Raw genomic sequence first — 18784 nt, forward strand, 5'->3', positions numbered from 1 at the left:
GGAGGACCCGCGGCAGCTGGGGGAGAATAAACCCGCCTCCCCACCGATGATGGCATTCGAGCCAGGGGAACTGCGGCAACTGTTGGAAGACGAGCCTGCCTCCCCACCAATGATGGCGTTCGAGCCAGGGGAACTGCGGCAACTGTTGGAGGATGAACCCGCTTCCCCACCGATGATGGCGTTCGAGCCAGGGGAACTGCGGCAACTGTTGGAAGACGAGCCTGCCTCCACTTGGGCACAAATCAATTCGACCCCACATGCGCGAGCGGACGGTGTTCATCAGCCAGCCCAGGCGCCGTGGCTCCCTGAACGCAGAAGATAACTTTGCGGAGGAGCGGTCACGCAACTGTCGGCGGCGCCGGGCCTCAGGGTGAATGGAAAGGATGGAGTGGCGGATGGTGTCGCGTGAAGGCGCAACACGCGTGCTGACCGACCTGATACGTAGGAAGTCGTTCATTGCTCCCAAATCGTATGTGAGGAACATTCCTGTCCCGGCTGCGCCGCGCGATGCTAGGTCGCGTTGTTCAGCGGGCCAAGCCGATGACACCTACGAAGCTACTGATCGGGCAGATCGCCGTTGTGTGCGCAATTGTCATTATCGGCGTATGGACGGCAACCCAATGGTGCGCTCAAATGCTGACCTACCAGACGCCTCTCGGCGCACCATGGTTTCTCTTCGCCGGCTGGCCAATCTACAAGCCGTGGAAGCTGTTTGAATGGTGGTTCCACTTCGATGCTTATGCGCCGGAGGTCTTCGACAAAGCCGGTACGCTTGCAGGCGCCAGCGGATTCCTGGGCTGTGCCGCCGCAATCGCTGGCTCGCTTTTGCGCGCGCGACAGCGCGGGTCGGTTACGACCTATGGGTCTTCACGGTGGGCCACGACTCATGAGGTCGAGACGGCAGGGTTGTTACGGCCGGCGGGCGTTTTCCTCGGTAGGCTGAACGATCGCTATCTGCGCCATGACGGCCCGGAGCACGTCATGGCATTTGCGCCGACGCGTTCGGGCAAGGGCGTGGGGCTGGTTGTTCCAACGCTACTTTCCTGGACCGGGTCTGCCATCATTCATGATATAAAAGGCGAAAATTGGCAGTTGACCTCCGGCTGGCGGTCGAAATTCTCGTACTGCCTTCTGTTCAATCCGACCGACCCGAGATCGGCACGCTACAACCCGCTGCTGGAGGTGCGCAAAGGCCCAGATGAGATCCGGGACGTTCAAAACATCGCCGACATCCTCGTCGATCCCGAGGGCGCGCTGGAGCGACGGAACCACTGGGAGAAGACCAGCCATTCACTCCTAGTTGGCGCCATTTTGCACGTGCTCTACGCTGAAGAGGACAAGACGCTGGCCCGCGTCGCCACCTTCCTGTCGGACCCGCAACGCTCGTTTGCCGCAACGCTACGGCGGATGATGACGACAAACCATCTCGGGACGGGGCATAACCCTCAGGTCCATCCCGTAGTGGCCTCGGCGGCTCGCGAACTCCTGAACAAGTCGGAAAACGAGCGCTCAGGCGTCCTCTCGACCGCCATGTCCTTTCTCGGGCTTTATCGTGATCCAACGGTCGCGGCGGCCACTTCGTCCTGCGACTGGCGCATCGCTGACCTAGTGGGTGGAGAGCGACCGCTGTCGCTCTATCTGGTCGTGCCGCCTTCGGATATCTCGCGCACCAAGCCTTTGGTGCGACTGATCTTGAACCAGATCGGCAGGCGGTTGACGGAGCGTCTGGAGGGGGACCCGAAGAAGAGCCGTAAGCATCAGCTGCTCATGATGCTGGACGAGTTTCCGGCGCTCGGTCGCCTCGACTTCTTCGAAACGGCGCTCGCCTTCATGGCAGGTTATGGCATTCGCTCCTATCTGATCGCACAATCTTTGAACCAGGTTTCAAAGGCCTATGGCGAGAACAATGCTATTCTCGACAATTGCCACGTGCGAATTGCCTTTTCCTCCAATGACGAACGCACGGCCAAGCGCATCTCGGATGCCCTCGGCACCGCAACCGAACTTAGGTCGATGCGCAACTATGCGGGCCATCGGCTTGCGCCCTGGCTTTCACATGTCATGGTGAGCCGCCAGGAAACCGCGCGCCCGCTCCTGACGCCAGGCGAGGTGATGCAATTGCCGCCGTCAGACGAATTGGTCCTGGTTTCTGGGTTGCCGCCGATCCGCGCCAAGAAGCTGCGCTATTATCAGGATCAGAATTTCACAGATCGGGTGCTGCCTGCGCCGGTGCTGCACGACGGGCCCTATGCGGACTGCCCTGCATCACGCCCGGACGGCTGGACTGGACAAGTGTGCAGCGTCGATAGCCGACTTGCTGCGGACGAGGAAAGCGCCGACGCGCCAGTTGAAGACGAGGGAGGCGTTCAGCAGCAACGCCATCCAAGCCTGCCCGAAGAAGACGTTGTTGTCTCTCAAGAGCCCGATCAGGCCGATCTGTACAAGCCCGCAGACGATGACAGCGAAGCGCTCGCGGACAAGCGTGTCATGGATCGGATTTCCACTGCGGCCCGCGCCTACGGTATCAACGAGGGCAGGGGCGACGATGTCATTCCCGGCTTCTGAAGTCCGCTGAGTTGCAGAGCGCACCTCAGCGTAGATAACGGCCATAAGCAATTTTGAGCGTCTGGCCGATGCTTCTCCCGTCGCCGGCGCAACGCCGGGCCGTCGGAACGAGCCGCATGAAGCCGCACCGCATTCGCCATCAGTTTCTGCTTGAGCCGGAGCTCAGCGAGAAACTGGACAACCTCAGTCGCGATCCGTCAACGACCAAATCAGCGATCGTGGCGAAGGCGATCGAGGCGTTCATCGAGCGGCGTGGCGAGAGCGAGTTCGATCGGCGCTACGGCGTAAGGCTTGACCGGCTCTCCCGCGATCTTGCCCACGTCAGGCGCGATTCCGAGGTGATCCTGGAGAGCCTGGCGCTCTTCATCCGCTTTTCGATCACCCTTCATGCCCACACGCCGGTCCCGGATCGGGCAACGCAGGCTATTGCCCAAGAGCGTTTCGAGAAATTCGTTGAGAAGGTCGGCCGCCAGATCGCTTCCGGCAAAAAGTCGCTTAGCAAAGACAATGGTGGGGGAGGGGAAGGATGAGCTCTCATCCCGAGGCCGACCACCGGCGGCGTGTCATGCTACGCACCGCCATGGGTCCGGCAATCACCGAAGCCCTGGCCGATCCGTCCGTCATCGAGGTGATGGTCAATCCCGACGGCGCGCTGCGACTCGACCGGTTAGGCGAAGGTCGGGTCGATACCGACGTTCACATGCACCCGTCCGAGGCAGAACGTATCATCCGCCTGGTTGCTTCGCACGTGCGCGCCGAGGCGCACGCCGACAACCCGATCGTCAGTGCCGAATTGCCGTCTGGCGAACGCTTCGAAGGCCTGCTGCCACCTGTGGTGTTGGCGCCATGTTTTGCCATCCGCAAGCCCGCCGCGAAAGTCTACACCCTGGCCGACTATGTTGCCGAACGCATCATGCTGCCGCTGCAGGCCGATGCGCTGAAAAAGGCCGTCCGCGAGCGGCGCAACATGCTGATCGCCGGCGGCACTTCCTCGGGGAAGACAACACTCGCCAACACTCTGCTGGCTGAAGTCGCCGAATGCGACGATCGGGTGATCCTGATCGAGGACACACGCGAACTGCAGTGCGCGGCCAGGGACTGCGTTGCCCTGAGAACGAGGCGGGGCTCGGTCACCCTTGCCGATCTCGTGCGCTCGACGCTGAGGCTCAGGCCGGACCGCATCATCGTGGGCGAGGTGAGGGGCGCGGAAGCGCTCGACATGCTGAAGGCATGGAACACCGGGCACCCAGGCGGCATCGCTACCGTACACGCCAATTCCGCGCGCTCGGCTCTCTATCGCATTGAGCAACTCGCCCAGGAAGCGGTGGTCACCGTTCCCCGCCGGCTCATCGCTGAGGCGATAGATCTGATCGTCTTTATAGCGGGACGCGGCTCGTCGCGCCACATCGACGCAATCGCCGAGGTCACCGGTCTCGACGGCAGCGGCGATTACGCCGTTGCCCCGCTCACGCTTTCGCAACTCCAGCAGCTTTGAAAGGCCTTCCTCATGCGCAAGAAGCTTCGCTTTCTTTCGTCCACAGCGCTCGCGTTTCTTATCACGGCCCCCGTTTATGCGGCCGGCTCCGGCATGCCGTGGGAGCAGCCGCTGCAGCAGATCCTGGAGTCGGTGCAGGGACCGGTCGCCAAGATCGTTGCGGTGATCATCATTATCACCACCGGCCTGACGCTTGCCTTCGGCGACACCGCCGGTGGTTTTCGGCGCCTGATTCAGATCGTCTTCGGTCTGTCGATCGCCTTCGCGGCATCGAGCTTCTTCCTCTCCTTCTTCTCCTTCGGTGGTGGGGCGCTCGTCTGATGGCCGCCGGGGAGCAGCATATCGAGGGCTTCGCAGTACCGGTCCACCGGGCGCTGACCGAGCCGATCCTGCTCGGCGGGGCTCCGCGCGCGGTGGCGATCCTCAACGGTACAGTGGCCGCGGCCATTGGCTTCGGCTTGCAGCAATGGATTGCTGGTCTGGTGCTTTGGATCGCGGGCCACTCGTTAGCGGTCTTTGCCGCAAGACGCGATCCGGACTTCGCCAGCGTGCTTGTGCGCCACCTTCGTCTGAAGGGGTGGCTTGCATGCTGAACCTTTCGGAATATCGAAGCAAAGCCGACCGGCTTGCCGACCATCTACCCTGGGCTGCCTTGGTGGCGCCCGGCATCATGCTCAACAAGGACGGCAGCTTTCAGCGGACGTTGCGGTTCCGCGGCCCGGATCTCGAAAGTGCGACGGAGGCTGAACTCGTCGGCATTTGCGGCCGGGCGAACAATGCTCTCAGACGCCTTGGCTCTGGCTGGGCATTGTTCTTTGAGGCCGAGCGCATAGAAGCGCTGGGCTATCCGAACTCGCATTTTCCTGACGCCGCGTCGTGGCTGGTCGACGAAGAACGCCGCGCTGCTTTCGAGGGGAAGGTAGCGCACTACGAGAGCCGCTATCATGTGACCTTAGTGTTTATGCCACCGCCCGACGCCCAGGCGCGCGCGGAAAGCGCGCTCGTCGACTCTCATTATTCCCAAGGAGAAAGAGACTGGCGCCAGGATCTGGCGAGGTTCCGTGACGAGACCAACCGCGTGCTCGATCTCTTCTCGGGTTTCATGCCCGAAGTACGCGTCCTCGATGATGCTCAGACGTTGACCTATCTCCACGGCACGATTTCGCCTCGACGCCATCCTATCATCGTCCCGGAAACGCCGATATATCTGGATGCCATCCTGGTCGATGCGCCGCTTGCCGGTGGCCTGGAGCCGATGCTGGGTGAGCAGCATCTTCGCACACTGACCATCCTCGGCTTTCCGAACCTCACCCGGCCCGGGATTCTCGATGCCCTCAATCATCAGGATTTCGCCTATCGCTGGATGACGCGCTTCATTCCGCTCGAGAAAACGGAAGCCACGAAGACGCTGACGCGGTTGCGCCGGCAGTGGTTTGCCAAGCGCAAATCGATCGTGGCAATCCTACGCGAGGTCATTACCAACGAGCCGGTCCCGCTTGTCGACAGCGATGCCGACAACAAGGCGCTCGATGCCGACGAAGCCCTTCAGGCATTGGGCGGCGATCATGTGAGCTTCGGCTATCTCACCACGACCGTGACGGTGTGGGGCGAGGATCGCCAAGCCGCTGCAGAGAAGCTTCGCGCGGTCGAGCGCATCATCAATGGGATCGGTTTCACCACGATCCGAGAAGGCGTCAATGCGGTCGAGGCTTGGCTCGGCTCATTGCCTGGCCATGTCTACGCTAACGTTCGCCAACCGCTCGTTCATACTTTGAACCTTGCCCATCTCATGCCGCTGTCGTCGGTTTGGGCCGGTCCTGCGACAAACGAGTATCTCGCGAAAGTCACCCAAACCGAAGCGCCACCGCTTCTCGTTGCCGAGACCAGCGGGTCGACACCGTTTCGGCTTTCCACCCACGTCGAAGATGTCGGCCACATGCTGGCTGTTGGTCCGACCGGCGCCGGCAAGTCGGTTCTGCTTGCTCTGATTGCTCTGCAGTTCAGGCGCTATGCCGGCGCCCAGGTTTATGTCTTCGACAAAGGCAATTCGGCCCGTGCTGCAACACTTGCCATGGGTGGAGAACACCACGCGCTAGGAGCGGACAGTTCCCTTGCCTTTCAGCCACTGCGCAGCATCAACGACCAGGCTAGCCGAAGCTGGGCGGCCGAATGGATCGCCAGCCTTATTGCCTACGAGAACGTCACCCTCACGCCGGAGGTGAAGGAGGCTATCTGGTCAGCGCTGGCCAGCCTTGCCACCGCGCCGGCGCAGGAACGCACACTGACCGGCCTTTCGGTCCTGCTTCAATCCAATGCGCTGAAGTCCGCATTGATGCCCTACACGCTCGACGGTCCCTTCGGCCGCCTGCTCGATGCCGATCATGATGGGCTGGCCTTGTCGGATGTGCAGTGTTTCGAGACCGAGGAGCTGATGCACAGCCAAGGCGCTTTGCTGCCGGTGCTTACCTATCTGTTCCAGCGACTTGAGGAACGGTTCGACGGACGGCCCACGCTGATCATGCTCGACGAGGCGTGGGTCTATCTCGACAATCCGCTGTTCGCCGCCCGCATCCGCGAATGGCTGAAGGTGCTGCGAAAGAAGAACGTGTCGGTTGTCTTCGCTACGCAGTCGCTGGCTGATATCGCGGGCTCTGCCATAGCGCCGGCAATCATCGAAAGCTGCCCGCAGCGCATTTTCCTTCCCAATGATCGTGCCGTGGAACCCCAGGCGCGCACAGCCTACGAACGCTTCGGTTTAAGCGAGCGGCAGATCGAATTGATCGCCCGCGCCACGCCGAAGCGTCAGTATTATCTGCAATCGCGCCGCGGCAACCGTCTGTTCGAGCTCGGGCTTGGCCCCATCGCTCTTGCGCTTTGCGGTGCTTCCGATCCGGCCACGCAGACTCTGATCGACAGGATCCTGTCCGAAGACGGGCAAGGCAGCTTTGCCTCGCAGTTCCTGATCGCGCGCGGCCTCGATTGGGCCGGCGAACTTCTCAAGCAATTCCCTCAACCAGACAAGGAGCAATTAGCATGATGCGGCGACGCCTTCTCTCCGGCCTGATCACCGTTTCCCTGATCGCCAAGCCTATGGCCGACTATGTGCAGCCCGCCTACGCCCTTATCGTGTTCGATCCGTCCAATTATGCGCAGAACGTGCTGACGGCCGCGCGCGCCCTGGAGCAGATCAACAACCAGATCCAGTCGCTGCAGAATCAGGCGACCATGCTGCAGAACATGGCGCGCAATCTTCACCGTCTGGATTTCTCTTCCGTTGGCCAACTCACCGGTTCGCTCCATCGCATCGACGGCTTGATGGACCAGGCGAGTGGCCTCAGCTTTGATCTGGGCAAGCTTCAAGACCAGTGGCGCAGCCAATATCCGGAAAGCTACGACGCCACGATCAAGGTCAGCGATGTGGCGAGTGCTGCGCGCGAGCGTTGGCAAAGCGCCATGCAGGCGTTCCGCCAGACCATGGGGGTCCAGTCGCAAATCGTCGAGAACGTCCGCGCCGACGGCGATCTGCTCGCCGATCTCGTCAACCGCAGCCAAGGGGCGGCCGGTGCGCTTCAGGCAAGCCAGGCCACCAACCAGCTGATGGCGCTTTCGACAAAGCAGCAGATGCAGATCCAGACGCTGCTCGCAACGCAGTTTCGAGCTGAGGCCGAGGATGCCGCCCGCAAGGCCCAGTCAGAGGAAGCCGCCCGCGAGATGACGAAGCGATTCTTGGGTACCGGCTCGGCTTATCCCGGCAATTAATCACGAGTTCATCACGACGAGGAAGGCAGCGGCATGAACGACCTTGGCGTCATCGATCGCTTCATGGAGACCTTCATCCGCTACATCGACAGCGGGTTCGGTCTGCTCTCGGGCGACGTCGCCTTCCTCACTACCATTCTGATCGGCATTGACATCACACTTGCCGGCCTGGCGTGGGCGCTCGGCGAGGAGACCAGCGTTCTCGGCCGGCTTGTCCGCAAGGTGCTCTATGTTGGCGTCTTCGCCTTCATCCTGAACAATTTCAAGAACCTCGCCGATATCATTTATCGTTCTTTTGCCGGTCTCGGGATTAATGCGTCGGCCGGCAATCTGTCGGCAGACAATCTCCTGCGCCCGGGCCGCATTGCCGCGACCGGTTTCGAAGGTGCTTGGCCAATGCTTGACCAAGCCAGTCAGCTCCTGGGCTTCCCGGAAATCTTCGGCAACGCACTGACCATCTTCGTGCTGCTGATGGCCTGGTTCCTGGTCATCATCGCCTTCTTCATCCTTTCCATCCAGCTTTTCATCACCATCCTTGAGTTCAAGCTCACCACGCTGGCAGGTTTTGTTTTGGTTCCATTCGCACTTTGGAACCGTTCAGCGTTCCTGGCCGAACGCGTGCTCGGCCATGTTATCTCGTCAGGCATCAAGGTGATGGTGCTCGCCGTCATTGTCGGCATCGGCTCCACGCTCTTCGGGGAGTTCGCTTCCGCATTGCAAGGCAAGGAGCCGGATCTGGCCGCTGCCATGTCCCAGGTACTGGGCGCACTGGCACTGCTTGGCCTTGGCATTTTTGGGCCGGGGATCGCGTCGGGTCTTGTCTCAGGCGCACCGCAGCTTGGCGCGGGCGCCGCCCTCGGCACGACCGCGGCGGCAGCGGGTGTATCACTCGTTGCTGGAGGCACGGCATTTTCTGGCGCGCGTATGGCAACCAGCGGCGGTCTCGCCGCCATCCGCGCCGGCACAACAATGGGATCGGCTGCTTCCACGTCCTGGCAGATCGGGCGCGCAACCTCGCCCGACGTTGGCCTCTCCGGTGTGGCTGCTGGAATGCATGGTGTAACCAGTGCCGCTGGCGGCGCCGCTATACGCGTAGCGCGATCCGCCACTGCAAGTGTTGGGCGCAACGCCGATGCCGGGCGCGATGCCGCGTGGACCGCGACCGGCGGCACGCCGACCGCGTCAATGACCGAGCGCTCTGCCGGTTCGGCCACTGTTTCGGCGCCGACGTGGGCAAGGCGCCTACGTTCTGAACAGACCGCCCGTGCACATCGCCACGCTGCCATGCAAGCTGTCCGAGACGGAGACCGGCCGGGAGGCAGCGCCAACCCCTCTCTCAACGACAAGGATGACTAGATGCTCTTCAAGCGACCCGTGCACCGTTACGGCAAAACACCCGAACCGGTCACGCCGTATCAAAAAGCCGCCCAGCTGTGGGACGAGCGCATCGGCTCATCTCGACTGCAGGCCAGGAACTGGCGGCTCATGGCCCTTGGGTGCCTGGCCTTGGCGACCGGACTTTCCGGCGGACTCGTATGGCAGTCGATGCAAAGCCGTGTCGTGCCTTACGTCGTCGAGGTCGATGGCTTCGGCGAGACGCGCGCCGTCGCGCCGGCAATCCGGAATTATGAGCCCTCGGATGCTCAGATCGCCTGGCATCTCGGCCGCTTCATCCAGAATGTCCGTTCCGTTTCCACCGATCCGGTTTTGGTACGGCAGAACTGGTTCGCAGCTTACGACTTTGCTAGCGATCGCGCAGCGCTCTTCCTCAACGAATACGCCAAGGCGAACGACCCCTTCGGTCAGATCGGAACGCGCAGTGTCTCGGTACAGGTCACCAGCGTGGTCAGGGCCTCCGAAAGTTCATTCCAGGTCAAATGGACCGAGCAGGTGTTTGAGCGCGGAAGCCTTGCCAGCACGATGCGCTGGACTGCGATCCTCACGATCGTGATCCGCTCGCCAAGCAATACGGATCAGCTGCGCAAGAATCCGCTCGGCGTCTTCATCAACGCCATTGACTGGTCACGCGAGCTCGACAGCGCCGTCCCACCCCCCCTTTCTCCGACGGAGTCCACCAATGAAAGATAAAATGTCACCGATTCGTGCCGTGCTGATCCTATCGGTGTCGGCAGCGGTCGTTTCCGCTTGTGCATCGAAGAAGGTGCCGCCGCCTGAGATTTCCTATGACGCTGCTGACTTCAAACCGGCCGCGATCGAGAAGGCGCCGGAGAGGCCGATTAGAATTGTCGAGGTGCCAAAACCACTGCCGCTGCCTGGCCAATTGCAGCCCGAGTCCGGCAAGGCCGAGGACAAGCGCCCCCCTGAAGAACGCGTCGCTGATGCCAACAAAGCCGCGACCCAGCAACCCACCAAGTACGGGTATGTTAATGCCGTGCAAGTCTACCCCTTCACCGATGGCGCGCTTTATCAGCTCTATGCCGCGCCGGAGCGCGTGACCGACATCGCTCTGCAGCCGGGCGAGAAACTAACCGCCGTGTCGGCTGGCGACACCGTGCGCTGGGTCATAGGCGATACCGCAAGCGGCACCGGTGACAATCAGCGCACCCATGTTCTGGTGAAACCCTTCGCGCCGGGTCTTGCCACCAATGTCGTCATTACGACGGACCGGCGGACCTATCATTTGCAGCTTCAAAGCACCGAGAAGACAGCAATGGCGGCAATCTCCTGGACCTACAGCCAAGACCAGATCATCGCGCTTCGCCAGCGCAATGCTCAAGCCGAGGCAGTTACACCGGTCGCGTCGAATATCGCGCTCGAAAACCTTCGCTTTCGCTACTCGATCAGTGGCGACACACCGCCCTGGAGACCGACGCGAGCCTTCGACGACGGCAGCAAGGTCTATATTGAGTTCCCTCGTCGCATAGATCAGGGCGAGGCGCCACCACTCTTCATCGTCGGCGCAGATGGGAGCAGCGAGCTCGTCAACTATCGCGTGCGCGGCAACTATTACATCGTCGATCGGCTCTTCGCCGCGGCCGAACTTCGCCTCGGCACCAAGCAGCAGCAGGTGATCCGCATCAGCAGGATTGACGACAGGCAACCGCTACGGCGGATCTCGCTCTTTTCGCGTTCCAGCCGGTGAGGTGAGGGCTCATGATCGAAAATTCCCGCTCTGGCATCCCGCCGAAACTGGATCCCGAGGAACTGCAGCTTCGGGCCTCTCCCCGCCGCGTGGTGCGGTTCAGGCGCGGTGTGATCATCGCGATCGCAGCGCTCGGATCCGGCGCTGTGTTCGGCGTTGCCATGATGGCGCTCCAGGGGCCGGCCCTTCGCATCAGGGATCAGGCGGAAGATCCCTACAGCACTGAGCGCAAACCAACCGTCGAGGGACTCGATACGCTTCCCCATGACTATTCCGGCATGAAGCCGAAGCCTCCCGTCCTTGGGCCACCTTTGCCGGGCGACCTCGGTCGCCCCATCCTCGAGCGGCAGCGCCAGCTCGGCATCGTGCCGGGTCAAGACATCTCGGCCGAGGAGCAGCGTCTAGCGCAGCAGGCGATCGAAGCGCGTGAATCGCAGGTGCTTTTCCGCGTCGAAAATCGAGCTCAACAGACAGATGTCGGTGAGAGCGTGCAAACTGCTCAGCATCCATTTGAGGCACTTCCCCAATCCGAAGCAGCACGCGCGTCTGCCTCGGTGGCGCCGGCGGAAGGCGACCAGAACAATCAGCAGCGAAAGCTTGATTTCCTCAGCCAGCGGAGCACTGGCGGGATCTACAATCCGCATGCGCTGCAGACGCCGATCTCGCCGTATCAACTGATGGCTGGCAGCGTGATTGCCGCCAGCCTGATCACCGGCATCAATTCCGATTTGCCGGGCCTTGTCGTCGCGCAAGTCACCGAGAATGTGCACGACACGGTCACGGGCAACATATTGCTGATTCCGCAGGGCTCACGTCTTATCGGCGTCTACGACAGCGTCGTCGCGTTCGGGCAAAAGCGAGCGCTGCTGGTCTGGCAGCGCATTCTGCTGCCCGACGGCTCGTCGGTCGAAATCGACAATCTGCCCGCGAGCGACACCGCTGGCTACGCAGGGCTGGAAGACAAAGTCGATTTCCACACCTGGCAGCTGATCAAGGGGGTGGCGCTTGCCACATTGCTCGGTGTCGGCACGGAATTCAGCCTCGGCGAAAACGAGAGCGATCTGGTCAAGGCGATCCGGGAATCAGCCCAGCAGAACGCCAGTCGAGCCGGCCAGCGCATCACCGAAAAAAACCTCAATATCCAGCCCACCATCATCGTCCGCCCAGGTTGGCCACTGCGCGTCATCGTGCACAAGGACATCGTGCTGCGGCCATACGCGAGTTGAGCAGGAGTTACCATGGCTGACCTGAAACTTGGAAAGCTTCCAGACCGAACAGCTTCGAAGATCACCATTACCGTCAGCGCGGAGCTGGGCCAAACACTCAAGGAGTATGCTGCACTTTACCGTCAGACCTATCGTCAGTCTGAAACCGTGGCAGAACTCATCCCTTTCATGCTGGCGGCGTTTCTGGAAGGCGACCGAGCCTTTGCCAAGGCCCGAAAAGAAGGTCTGCCGACGGAGCTTGCCGAAAAATCGTGACTCCTCCGCTAGAGGCAGCTGGAACATTGCCTAGCTGTCGCGGCCTACCTGCTCCTCGCGAAGCATAGGATCAAACACCTTGGAATGCAGGTATGCGTAAGAGAGGATGTGGAAGGAAATACCGCGCAACAGCCTAAGTTTGCATTTTCGATTGGATGCGGTAGTCGCCTATGAGCGGTCAAAATGAAACGCAGCTGGTTCGCGATCGACCAAACGGCGAGCGCACTGTGCTTTGCTCAGACCGCCACCGAGTGCCTCGCCGTTCCCCCTTTGAAATATGTATCGAACTTGGCCGCGATGGTTCGAACGAAGGGGCGACTTTCAGCCCGTACGACGAAACTGTCGCCATCGAATTCAAGCGCTCGGGCAGGATCGTGGAGGGCGATGGACCTCGAGCGATGAAGGAGCTTCTCGCCGGCTTTGCCGAACCGCTCCACCAGATCGACTGCCGAGAAGGCAAAATCACACATCAGCCGCTCGATTATCCAGCCACGGACGCGATCGTCGTCGGAAAGGGCAACGCCCCGGACGGCAGCCAACCCGCCATCCGCAACCATGCGCCCGTACCCGGCAGTCGAAGCCATGTTCTGCACGTAGCCTTGGCGAAAACGACCGATGGACGAAGGGCCAAGTCCGATCAGTGTCGGGCAGCGATCCTCGGTGTAGCCCTGAAAATTGCGATGCAAAACCCCTGCGCGGGCCGCTATGGCCAGCGCATCGTCGGGCTTCGCGAAATGATCGAGTCCTATTGCCTCATATCCCTTGGCGACAATTGCCCGCGCCGCGAGCTGAGATTGGGCGAAACGCTCGGTGGGACTCGGCAGCCATGCCTCGTCGATCATCGTCTGATGCTTCTTGAACCAGGGCACATGTGCGTAGCCGAACAGAGCCATCCGGTCTGGTTCCAAGGTCAGTGCCTGCGCCACCGTGGAACAGATCGTCTCGCGTGTCTGATTCGGGAGCCCGTAGAGCAGGTCCAGATTGACCGATTCAACGCCCCGCGAACGAACCCCGTCGACGACTGCCTTGGTCTGCAAAAAACTTTGCTCACGATTAATTGCTTTTTGCACTTGCGGATCGAAATCCTGCACGCCGAGGCTCGCCCGCGTTACGCCGATTTGAGCAAGCGCATCAAGGCGCGCCTTGTCCATGTCGTTGGTTCCGATTTCGATGCTGACCGTAGCATCCGGGAGAAGGTCGAAGCTGTCCCGCAAGGCCGCTCCAAGAGCAACCATGTCATCGGGCCTCAGCATCGTTGGCGAACCGCCACCGAAGTGGATTGCACGGACATGTGCCTTGCCGCTCACCAGACCGGCAATCGTGACGATTTCGGCATTCAGCGAGCGCAGATAAGCGGCCACCGGCTCATATTGGTGCGTCTGCTTGGTGTGACAGGCGCAGAACCAGCAGAGCTTGTCGCAGTAAGGAATGTGCAAATACAGCGAGATTTCGTCGCCACTTTCCAGCGCCTCCAACCAGCCACGGTAAATGGCAGCATCGACCCCGGAATGGAAATGCGGCGCCGTCGGATAGCTTGTGTAGCGTGGGACGTTCTCGCTGAGTTTGACAGCTATTTCCGATTGCATCTCGCGTTCACCGTGTTGCCCGCCGAACACTGCACGCATCGCTGAAGCAGACCCTGATCTCGATCAGCCGCGCGCATGGACAAACCGCCGCAGGACTTCTCTACCCTGGATGGGTATCCTGCCGGCAGTTAGGATCGGGTAAAGCGAACGCATGACCTTTCGGCAAGACATTCATACTTCCGGCATTCCTGTTCTTTGCCTCCCTTGCGAGGCACGGCGTCGCGGTGTCTGCGGTGCGCTCGATCCAGACAATTTGGTTGGGCTCGCCAAGACTTGCTCGCGTCGCCGGATCGAGTCAGGAATGGAGTTGACCGGCGAGGCACAGAACGTCGACAGCTACTCGAACGTGCTTTCAGGCGTGGTAAAGCTATCAAAGAGCCTGTCGGATGGGCGCCAGCAGATCGTCGGTCTCCAGTTTGCACCGAATTTTCTGGGACGTCCTTTCAAGGTGGAAAGCTCGATCAATGCGGAAGCGGCAACAGCAGTCACGCTGTGCTCGTTTCCGCGAGCGGCCGTCGAACGGATGATGAAGGCGTCACGGGAATTCGAGCATCGCCTGCTCAAACAGACGCTGAATGAACTCGATGAGGCGCGCGAGTGGATGGTGACGCTGGGGCGCAAGACAGCTCCGGAAAAGGTGGCGAGTTTTCTCCTCATGATGGCCCGGAATATCGATTCCAGTCTCGACGCGGCTTCCAGGTCAGCGTCCTTCGATCTGCCGCTGACGCGTGCCGAAATCTCTGATTTCCTTGGAATTACCAACGAAACCGTGAGCCGCCAACTGACGCGATTGCGGGCTGACGGGGTGATTCGGATTGAGAACGCACGCCATGTGACGGTGGACAGCATAAGCCGTCTGGAGAAGCGCTGTGGCGGCGGACGCGAGCGGCCCTAAGCGGCGAGGCCCATGTCGCATGGCTCCGGGGCGGGCCGTGCTTGCCTTCTAATGCGATGTCGCCGCGCCTTCGAAGAAGCGGCGTCACGGTCGAGACAGACAGCTTTCGGGCTTTGATAGGGACGACGACCAATCGCCAGGTGTGTTTCGGCACATACCGGCGAAGCACGGTCCTTAAGCTGCCACGGCTCGGCCGAACGATCGCGTTCGTTTCCAATGGGATCCGAACAACGTTTGGCAGGGCATCGGCAATAGCATCCAACGCGTCGCAGAGCCTCAGCTTTCGCCTCAATCGATCGCGTCTGCGCCCGCCCAACCCAGGGAACGCCTTCCATGAGGGGGTGAGCCCGCGCTGCGTTCCTCGTTCATTCGCCACCTGCTGATTGCGCCGCCGACACAAAATCGTGCGGCCTGACATAGATCAGGGCGAGGGGGCGGCGGCTGCGCAATTAGTGCGCTGCGGATTTGGCATCCACCAGATTCGAGATCGGGATCTGCAATGAAATTCGGCACAGAGATCGTCCTTCTAAGCGTGTTCGCTTTTGCGGCCCTGGTGGCCGCCGGCTTCGGCGTGGATGAACCTTTCCGCCGACATATGTGGGTGTTGTTCTTCGCAGTGGCTGGTTCCACTGCGATCCTGTTGCGCAACACGGAGTTCAAGCCAGCAGCTCCGATTGACCCATCCGCTTACATGGATGGTCCGATCCGCTACGGCGCGATCGCCACCGTGTTCTGGGGTGTCGTCGGGATGCTGGTCGGCGTGGTGATCGCGCTTCAGCTCGCCTATCCCGATCTCAACATCCAGCCCTGGTTCAATTTCGGCCGTTTGCGGCCGCTGCATACATCCGGTGTCGTCTTCGCCTTCGGTGGCAACGCGCTGCTTTGCACGTCTCTGTATGTCGTGCAGCGCCCCTGCCGCGCCCGCCTCTTCGGCGGTGATCTCGCCTGGTTCGTCTTCTGGGGCTACCAGCTGTTCATCGTCATGGCCGCGACCGGCTATCTGCTCGGCATCACCGAGGGCCGCGAGTACGCCGAACCCGAATGGTATGTGGATGTCTGGCTGACCATCGTCTGGGTCGCCTACCTCATTCTGTTCCTTGGCACGATCCTGAAGCGCAAGGAACCGCATATCTACGTCGCCAACTGGTTCTACCTGTCGTTCATCGTGACCATCGCGATGCTGCATGTGGTCAACAACCTGTCGATGCCAGTCTCGTTCCTGGGCTCCAAGAGCTACTCCGCCTTTTCCGGGGTCCAGGACGCGCTGACCCAATGGTGGTACGGCCACAACGCGGTCGGCTTCTTTCTCACCGCCGGCTTCCTTGGCATGATGTATTATTTCGTGCCCAAGCAGGCGAACCGGCCAGTCTATTCGTACCGGCTGTCGATCGTCCATTTCTGGGCGATCATCTTTCTCTACATCTGGGCTGGCCCGCATCACCTGCACTACACCGCCTTGCCAGATTGGGCGCAGACGCTCGGCATGGCGTTCTCGATCATGCTGTGGATGCCGTCCTGGGGCGGCATGATCAACGGCCTGATGACGCTGTCCGGCGCCTGGGACAAGCTGCGCACCGATCCGATCATCCGCATGATGGTGATGGCCGTCGCCTTCTATGGCATGTCGACCTTCGAAGGCCCGATCATGGCGATCAGGGCGGTCAATTCGCTGTCGCATTATACCGACTGGACCATCGGCCACGTCCATTCGGGCGCGCTCGGCTGGGTTGGCATGATCTCGTTCGGCGCAATCTACTACATGGTGCCGAAGCTCTGGAACCGTCACCGGCTCTACTCGCTGCGGCTCGTCACTTGGCACTTCTGGCTGGCGACACTCGGGATCGTCGTCTACGCCTCGGTCATGTGGGTGTCAGGCATCATGCAGGGCCTGATGTGGCGTGAATACGACCAGCAGGGCTTCCTGGTCTATTCCTTCGCCGAAACCGTCGCTGCCATGCACCCATACTACGTCATGCGCGCCATCGGTGGGGCCATGTACCTCTCCGGCGCCCTTATCATGGCCTGGAACATCACCATGACCATCCTCGGCCACCAGCGCGAGGAGGAGCCGATGCCGAGCCCCGTCGCCATCCGACCTGCGCGATCAGGAGCCAGGTAATGGGCTTGATGGACAAACACGCAATCATCGAGAAGAACGCCACGCTTCTTCTCGTTGGCTCGCTGCTCGTGGTGACGGTCGGCGGTATCGTCGAGATAGCGCCTCTCTTCTATCTCGACAATACGATCGAGAAGGTGGAAGGCATGCGCCCCTATTCGCCGCTCGAACTTGTCGGGCGCAACATCTATATGCGCGAGGGCTGCTTTCTCTGCCATAGCCAGATGATCAGGCCGTTCCGCGACGAAGTTGAGCGCTATGGCCACTACAGCCTGGCTGCCGAGTCCATGTACGATCACCCCTTCCAGTGGGGATCGAAGCGCACCGGGCCGGATCTCGCCAGAGTTGGCGACCGCTACTCGAATGCATGGCATGTCGCGCATCTTACCGACCCGCGCTCGGTGGTGCCGGAATCGATCATGCCGAGCTATGGGTTCCTGAAAGACACGCCGATCGACGTGAAGGATTTCTCGACGCATCTGGTCGCCAACAGGCGTGTAGCCGTCCCTTACACCGATGACATGATCGCGCACGCCAATGCGGATCTGGCGGCGCAGGCCGATCCCAATGCCGACACATCAGGCCTTGAGGCGCGTTACCCCAAAGTCAAGATCGGCGACTTCGACGGCAACCCGCAACAGGTCACCGAAATGGATGCCCTGCTCGCCTACCTGCAGATGCTTGGCACACTGGTCGACTTCAAAAATTACGACGAAGCCGCCGGCTACCGCTGAGGAGAACGCTGATGACCTACAATTTGATGCGGGCGTTTGCCGACAGCTGGGGCCTGGTTGCGATGGCGCTGTTCTTCGTCGGGTGCATCGCCTTTGCCCTACGCCCCGGCAGCCGAAGGCTGGCCGACGAAGCTGCCCGCATTCCGCTCGAGGACGAGTGATCATGAGCGACGAGCACATCGATGAGGTCTCCGGCGTCTCAACCACCGGCCATGAATGGGACGGCATCAGGGAGCTCAACAATCCTCTGCCGCGATGGTGGGTGATTACCTTCTACGTCACCATAGCGTGGGCGCTCGTCTATACGACCGCATACCCGGCATGGCCGATGCTGACCTCGGCAACCAAGGGCATGCTCGGCTATTCAAGCCGTAAGGACGTCAAGAACGACCTTGCCGCGGCCGAGGCCGCCAAGGGCAAGTATGTTGCAGCCATCCAGGCAAAGAGCGTCTCGGAGATCTTGACCGACGATGCCTTGCGCGAATTCGCGGTCGCTGCCGGGGCTGCCGCGTTCAAGGTCAACTGTACGCAATGCCACGGCTCCGGCGCTCAGGGGTCGAAGGGCTTTCCCAACCTGAATGACGATGACTGGCTCTGGGGCGGCAGCCCCGACCAGATCAAGCAGACGATCACGCACGGCCTCCGCTTTGCTTCCGATCCGGACACGCGACTGTCAGAAATGCCGGCCTTCGGCGACATCATCACCGCCGACCAGATCGCACAAGTCAGCGCCTACGTGGCCAGCCTTTCCGGCAAGGTCCGCGATGCAAGTCTGATCCAACCCGGCGCCAAGGTCTTTGCCGAGAACTGCGTCGCTTGTCACGGCGACAATGCAAAAGGCAACAGGGAATTCGGCGCCCCCGACCTGACTGACGCGATCTGGCTTTACGGGTCCGGCGAGACGGCCATCGCCGCCCAGGTTCGTGCGCCAAAGCAGGGCGTCATGCCGGCCTGGGTTGGCCGTCTCGGCGAGATCAAGGTCAAGGAACTTGCAGTTTATGTCCATTCGCTTGGCGGCGGAGAATAGGAATGGAAGCCCTATTCTTCGGT

At 61.0% G+C, this 18784-nt stretch carries 19 protein-coding genes; 18 read left to right on the forward strand and 1 reads right to left on the reverse strand.

Features of this window, described 5'->3' with window-relative positions; translation table 11 throughout:
- From EOA49_RS33045 to EOA49_RS10820, 13 genes are all read left to right on the forward strand, one after another.
- Positions 1-322, forward strand: a 322-nt coding sequence (locus tag EOA49_RS33045) for a hypothetical protein (RefSeq protein ID WP_206520166.1), incomplete at its 5' end; no start/stop codon positions are given.
- Positions 323-540: 218 nt separating this feature from the next.
- Positions 541-2565 carry a conjugal transfer protein TraG gene (locus EOA49_RS10765; RefSeq protein WP_095520376.1) on the forward strand — a complete coding sequence of 675 codons (2025 nt, stop codon included), beginning with the start codon at positions 541-543 and terminating at the stop codon, positions 2563-2565.
- Positions 2566-2681: 116 nt separating this feature from the next.
- Complete coding sequence (locus tag EOA49_RS10770; protein ID WP_095488561.1) at positions 2682-3095, forward strand: CopG family transcriptional regulator; 414 nt, start codon at positions 2682-2684, stop codon at positions 3093-3095.
- Positions 3092-4060, forward strand: coding sequence for a P-type conjugative transfer ATPase TrbB (gene trbB, locus EOA49_RS10775; protein WP_095520373.1), 969 nt, complete (start codon positions 3092-3094; stop codon positions 4058-4060). The genes EOA49_RS10770 and trbB overlap by 4 nt, the downstream gene beginning before the upstream one ends.
- A 12-nt stretch (positions 4061-4072) precedes the next feature.
- Positions 4073-4381, forward strand: a complete 309-nt coding sequence (locus EOA49_RS10780) for a TrbC/VirB2 family protein (protein ID WP_024502851.1) — start codon at positions 4073-4075, stop codon at positions 4379-4381.
- A complete protein-coding gene (locus EOA49_RS10785; protein WP_024502852.1) occupies positions 4381-4653 on the forward strand; it encodes a VirB3 family type IV secretion system protein in 273 nt (90 codons plus the stop codon). Before EOA49_RS10780 ends, EOA49_RS10785 begins: the two co-directional genes overlap by 1 nt.
- Positions 4647-7097: a conjugal transfer protein TrbE gene (gene trbE / locus EOA49_RS10790; protein WP_127239642.1), complete on the forward strand. Its 2451-nt coding sequence runs from the start codon at positions 4647-4649 to the stop codon at positions 7095-7097. The genes EOA49_RS10785 and trbE overlap by 7 nt, the downstream gene beginning before the upstream one ends.
- On the forward strand, positions 7094-7819 hold the full coding sequence (gene trbJ, locus EOA49_RS10795; protein ID WP_095520371.1) for a P-type conjugative transfer protein TrbJ: 726 nt from the start codon (positions 7094-7096) through the stop codon (positions 7817-7819). Before trbE ends, trbJ begins: the two co-directional genes overlap by 4 nt.
- A gap of 33 nt (positions 7820-7852) precedes the next feature.
- On the forward strand, positions 7853-9175 hold the full coding sequence (gene trbL, locus EOA49_RS10800) for a P-type conjugative transfer protein TrbL (protein ID WP_091595791.1): 1323 nt from the start codon (positions 7853-7855) through the stop codon (positions 9173-9175).
- A complete protein-coding gene (trbF, locus tag EOA49_RS10805; RefSeq protein WP_095520370.1) occupies positions 9176-9907 on the forward strand; it encodes a conjugal transfer protein TrbF in 732 nt (243 codons plus the stop codon).
- 1 nt (position 9908) lies between these two features.
- Positions 9909-10922 carry a P-type conjugative transfer protein TrbG gene (trbG, locus tag EOA49_RS10810; protein ID WP_164746653.1) on the forward strand — a complete coding sequence of 338 codons (1014 nt, stop codon included), beginning with the start codon at positions 9909-9911 and terminating at the stop codon, positions 10920-10922.
- An 11-nt stretch (positions 10923-10933) separates the two neighbouring features.
- Entirely contained in the window at positions 10934-12148 is a 1215-nt protein-coding gene (locus EOA49_RS10815) for a TrbI/VirB10 family protein (protein WP_091595787.1), read from the forward strand.
- A 12-nt stretch (positions 12149-12160) separates the two neighbouring features.
- Positions 12161-12403, forward strand: coding sequence for a DUF2274 domain-containing protein (locus tag EOA49_RS10820; RefSeq protein ID WP_029354949.1), 243 nt, complete (start codon positions 12161-12163; stop codon positions 12401-12403).
- A 236-nt stretch (positions 12404-12639) separates the two neighbouring features.
- Here the strand turns inward: EOA49_RS10820 and hemN are convergent, their stop codons facing one another.
- Positions 12640-13989, reverse strand: coding sequence for an oxygen-independent coproporphyrinogen III oxidase (gene hemN / locus EOA49_RS10825; protein ID WP_091595897.1), 1350 nt, complete (start codon positions 13987-13989; stop codon positions 12640-12642).
- 151 nt (positions 13990-14140) lie between these two features.
- Between hemN and EOA49_RS10830 the strand changes: the two genes are divergently transcribed.
- From EOA49_RS10830 to ccoP, 5 genes are all read left to right on the forward strand, one after another.
- Positions 14141-14884: a Crp/Fnr family transcriptional regulator gene (locus EOA49_RS10830; RefSeq protein ID WP_091595785.1), complete on the forward strand. Its 744-nt coding sequence runs from the start codon at positions 14141-14143 to the stop codon at positions 14882-14884.
- A gap of 499 nt (positions 14885-15383) precedes the next feature.
- Positions 15384-17003, forward strand: a complete 1620-nt coding sequence (gene ccoN, locus EOA49_RS10835; RefSeq protein ID WP_127243149.1) for a cytochrome-c oxidase, cbb3-type subunit I — start codon at positions 15384-15386, stop codon at positions 17001-17003.
- The gene (gene ccoO, locus EOA49_RS10840; protein ID WP_091595781.1) at positions 17003-17734 is read left to right on the forward strand and encodes a cytochrome-c oxidase, cbb3-type subunit II; all 732 of its coding nucleotides are present in this window, start codon (positions 17003-17005) and stop codon (positions 17732-17734) included. Before ccoN ends, ccoO begins: the two co-directional genes overlap by 1 nt.
- 11 nt (positions 17735-17745) lie before the next feature.
- Positions 17746-17895, forward strand: coding sequence for a cbb3-type cytochrome c oxidase subunit 3 (locus tag EOA49_RS10845; protein WP_024502864.1), 150 nt, complete (start codon positions 17746-17748; stop codon positions 17893-17895).
- Between the two features lie 2 nt (positions 17896-17897).
- Positions 17898-18761: a cytochrome-c oxidase, cbb3-type subunit III gene (gene ccoP / locus EOA49_RS10850; RefSeq protein ID WP_029354960.1), complete on the forward strand. Its 864-nt coding sequence runs from the start codon at positions 17898-17900 to the stop codon at positions 18759-18761.
- The last annotated feature ends 23 nt before the right edge of the window (positions 18762-18784 follow it).

The organism is Mesorhizobium sp. M1A.F.Ca.IN.020.04.1.1, from assembly GCF_003997315.1.
Taxonomy (GTDB): Bacteria; Pseudomonadota; Alphaproteobacteria; order Rhizobiales; family Rhizobiaceae; genus Mesorhizobium.

What these genes read in the sequence shown, in the direction of transcription:
- EOA49_RS10765 (WP_095520376.1), top strand. Translation starts at nt 541, where the DNA reads ATGACACCTACGAAGCTACTGATCGGGCAGATCGCCGTTGTGTGCGCA.
- EOA49_RS10770 (WP_095488561.1), top strand. Translation starts at nt 2,682, where the DNA reads ATGAAGCCGCACCGCATTCGCCATCAGTTTCTGCTTGAGCCGGAGCTC.
- trbB (WP_095520373.1), top strand. Translation starts at nt 3,092, where the DNA reads ATGAGCTCTCATCCCGAGGCCGACCACCGGCGGCGTGTCATGCTACGC.
- EOA49_RS10780 (WP_024502851.1), top strand. Translation starts at nt 4,073, where the DNA reads ATGCGCAAGAAGCTTCGCTTTCTTTCGTCCACAGCGCTCGCGTTTCTT.
- EOA49_RS10785 (WP_024502852.1), top strand. Translation starts at nt 4,381, where the DNA reads ATGGCCGCCGGGGAGCAGCATATCGAGGGCTTCGCAGTACCGGTCCAC.
- trbE (WP_127239642.1), top strand. Translation starts at nt 4,647, where the DNA reads ATGCTGAACCTTTCGGAATATCGAAGCAAAGCCGACCGGCTTGCCGAC.
- trbJ (WP_095520371.1), top strand. Translation starts at nt 7,094, where the DNA reads ATGATGCGGCGACGCCTTCTCTCCGGCCTGATCACCGTTTCCCTGATC.
- trbL (WP_091595791.1), top strand. Translation starts at nt 7,853, where the DNA reads ATGAACGACCTTGGCGTCATCGATCGCTTCATGGAGACCTTCATCCGC.
- trbF (WP_095520370.1), top strand. Translation starts at nt 9,176, where the DNA reads ATGCTCTTCAAGCGACCCGTGCACCGTTACGGCAAAACACCCGAACCG.
- trbG (WP_164746653.1), top strand. Translation starts at nt 9,909, where the DNA reads ATGTCACCGATTCGTGCCGTGCTGATCCTATCGGTGTCGGCAGCGGTC.
- EOA49_RS10815 (WP_091595787.1), top strand. Translation starts at nt 10,934, where the DNA reads ATGATCGAAAATTCCCGCTCTGGCATCCCGCCGAAACTGGATCCCGAG.
- EOA49_RS10820 (WP_029354949.1), top strand. Translation starts at nt 12,161, where the DNA reads ATGGCTGACCTGAAACTTGGAAAGCTTCCAGACCGAACAGCTTCGAAG.
- hemN (WP_091595897.1), bottom strand. Translation starts at nt 13,989, where the DNA reads ATGCAATCGGAAATAGCTGTCAAACTCAGCGAGAACGTCCCACGCTAC.
- EOA49_RS10830 (WP_091595785.1), top strand. Translation starts at nt 14,141, where the DNA reads ATGACCTTTCGGCAAGACATTCATACTTCCGGCATTCCTGTTCTTTGC.
- ccoN (WP_127243149.1), top strand. Translation starts at nt 15,384, where the DNA reads ATGAAATTCGGCACAGAGATCGTCCTTCTAAGCGTGTTCGCTTTTGCG.
- ccoO (WP_091595781.1), top strand. Translation starts at nt 17,003, where the DNA reads ATGGGCTTGATGGACAAACACGCAATCATCGAGAAGAACGCCACGCTT.
- EOA49_RS10845 (WP_024502864.1), top strand. Translation starts at nt 17,746, where the DNA reads ATGACCTACAATTTGATGCGGGCGTTTGCCGACAGCTGGGGCCTGGTT.
- ccoP (WP_029354960.1), top strand. Translation starts at nt 17,898, where the DNA reads ATGAGCGACGAGCACATCGATGAGGTCTCCGGCGTCTCAACCACCGGC.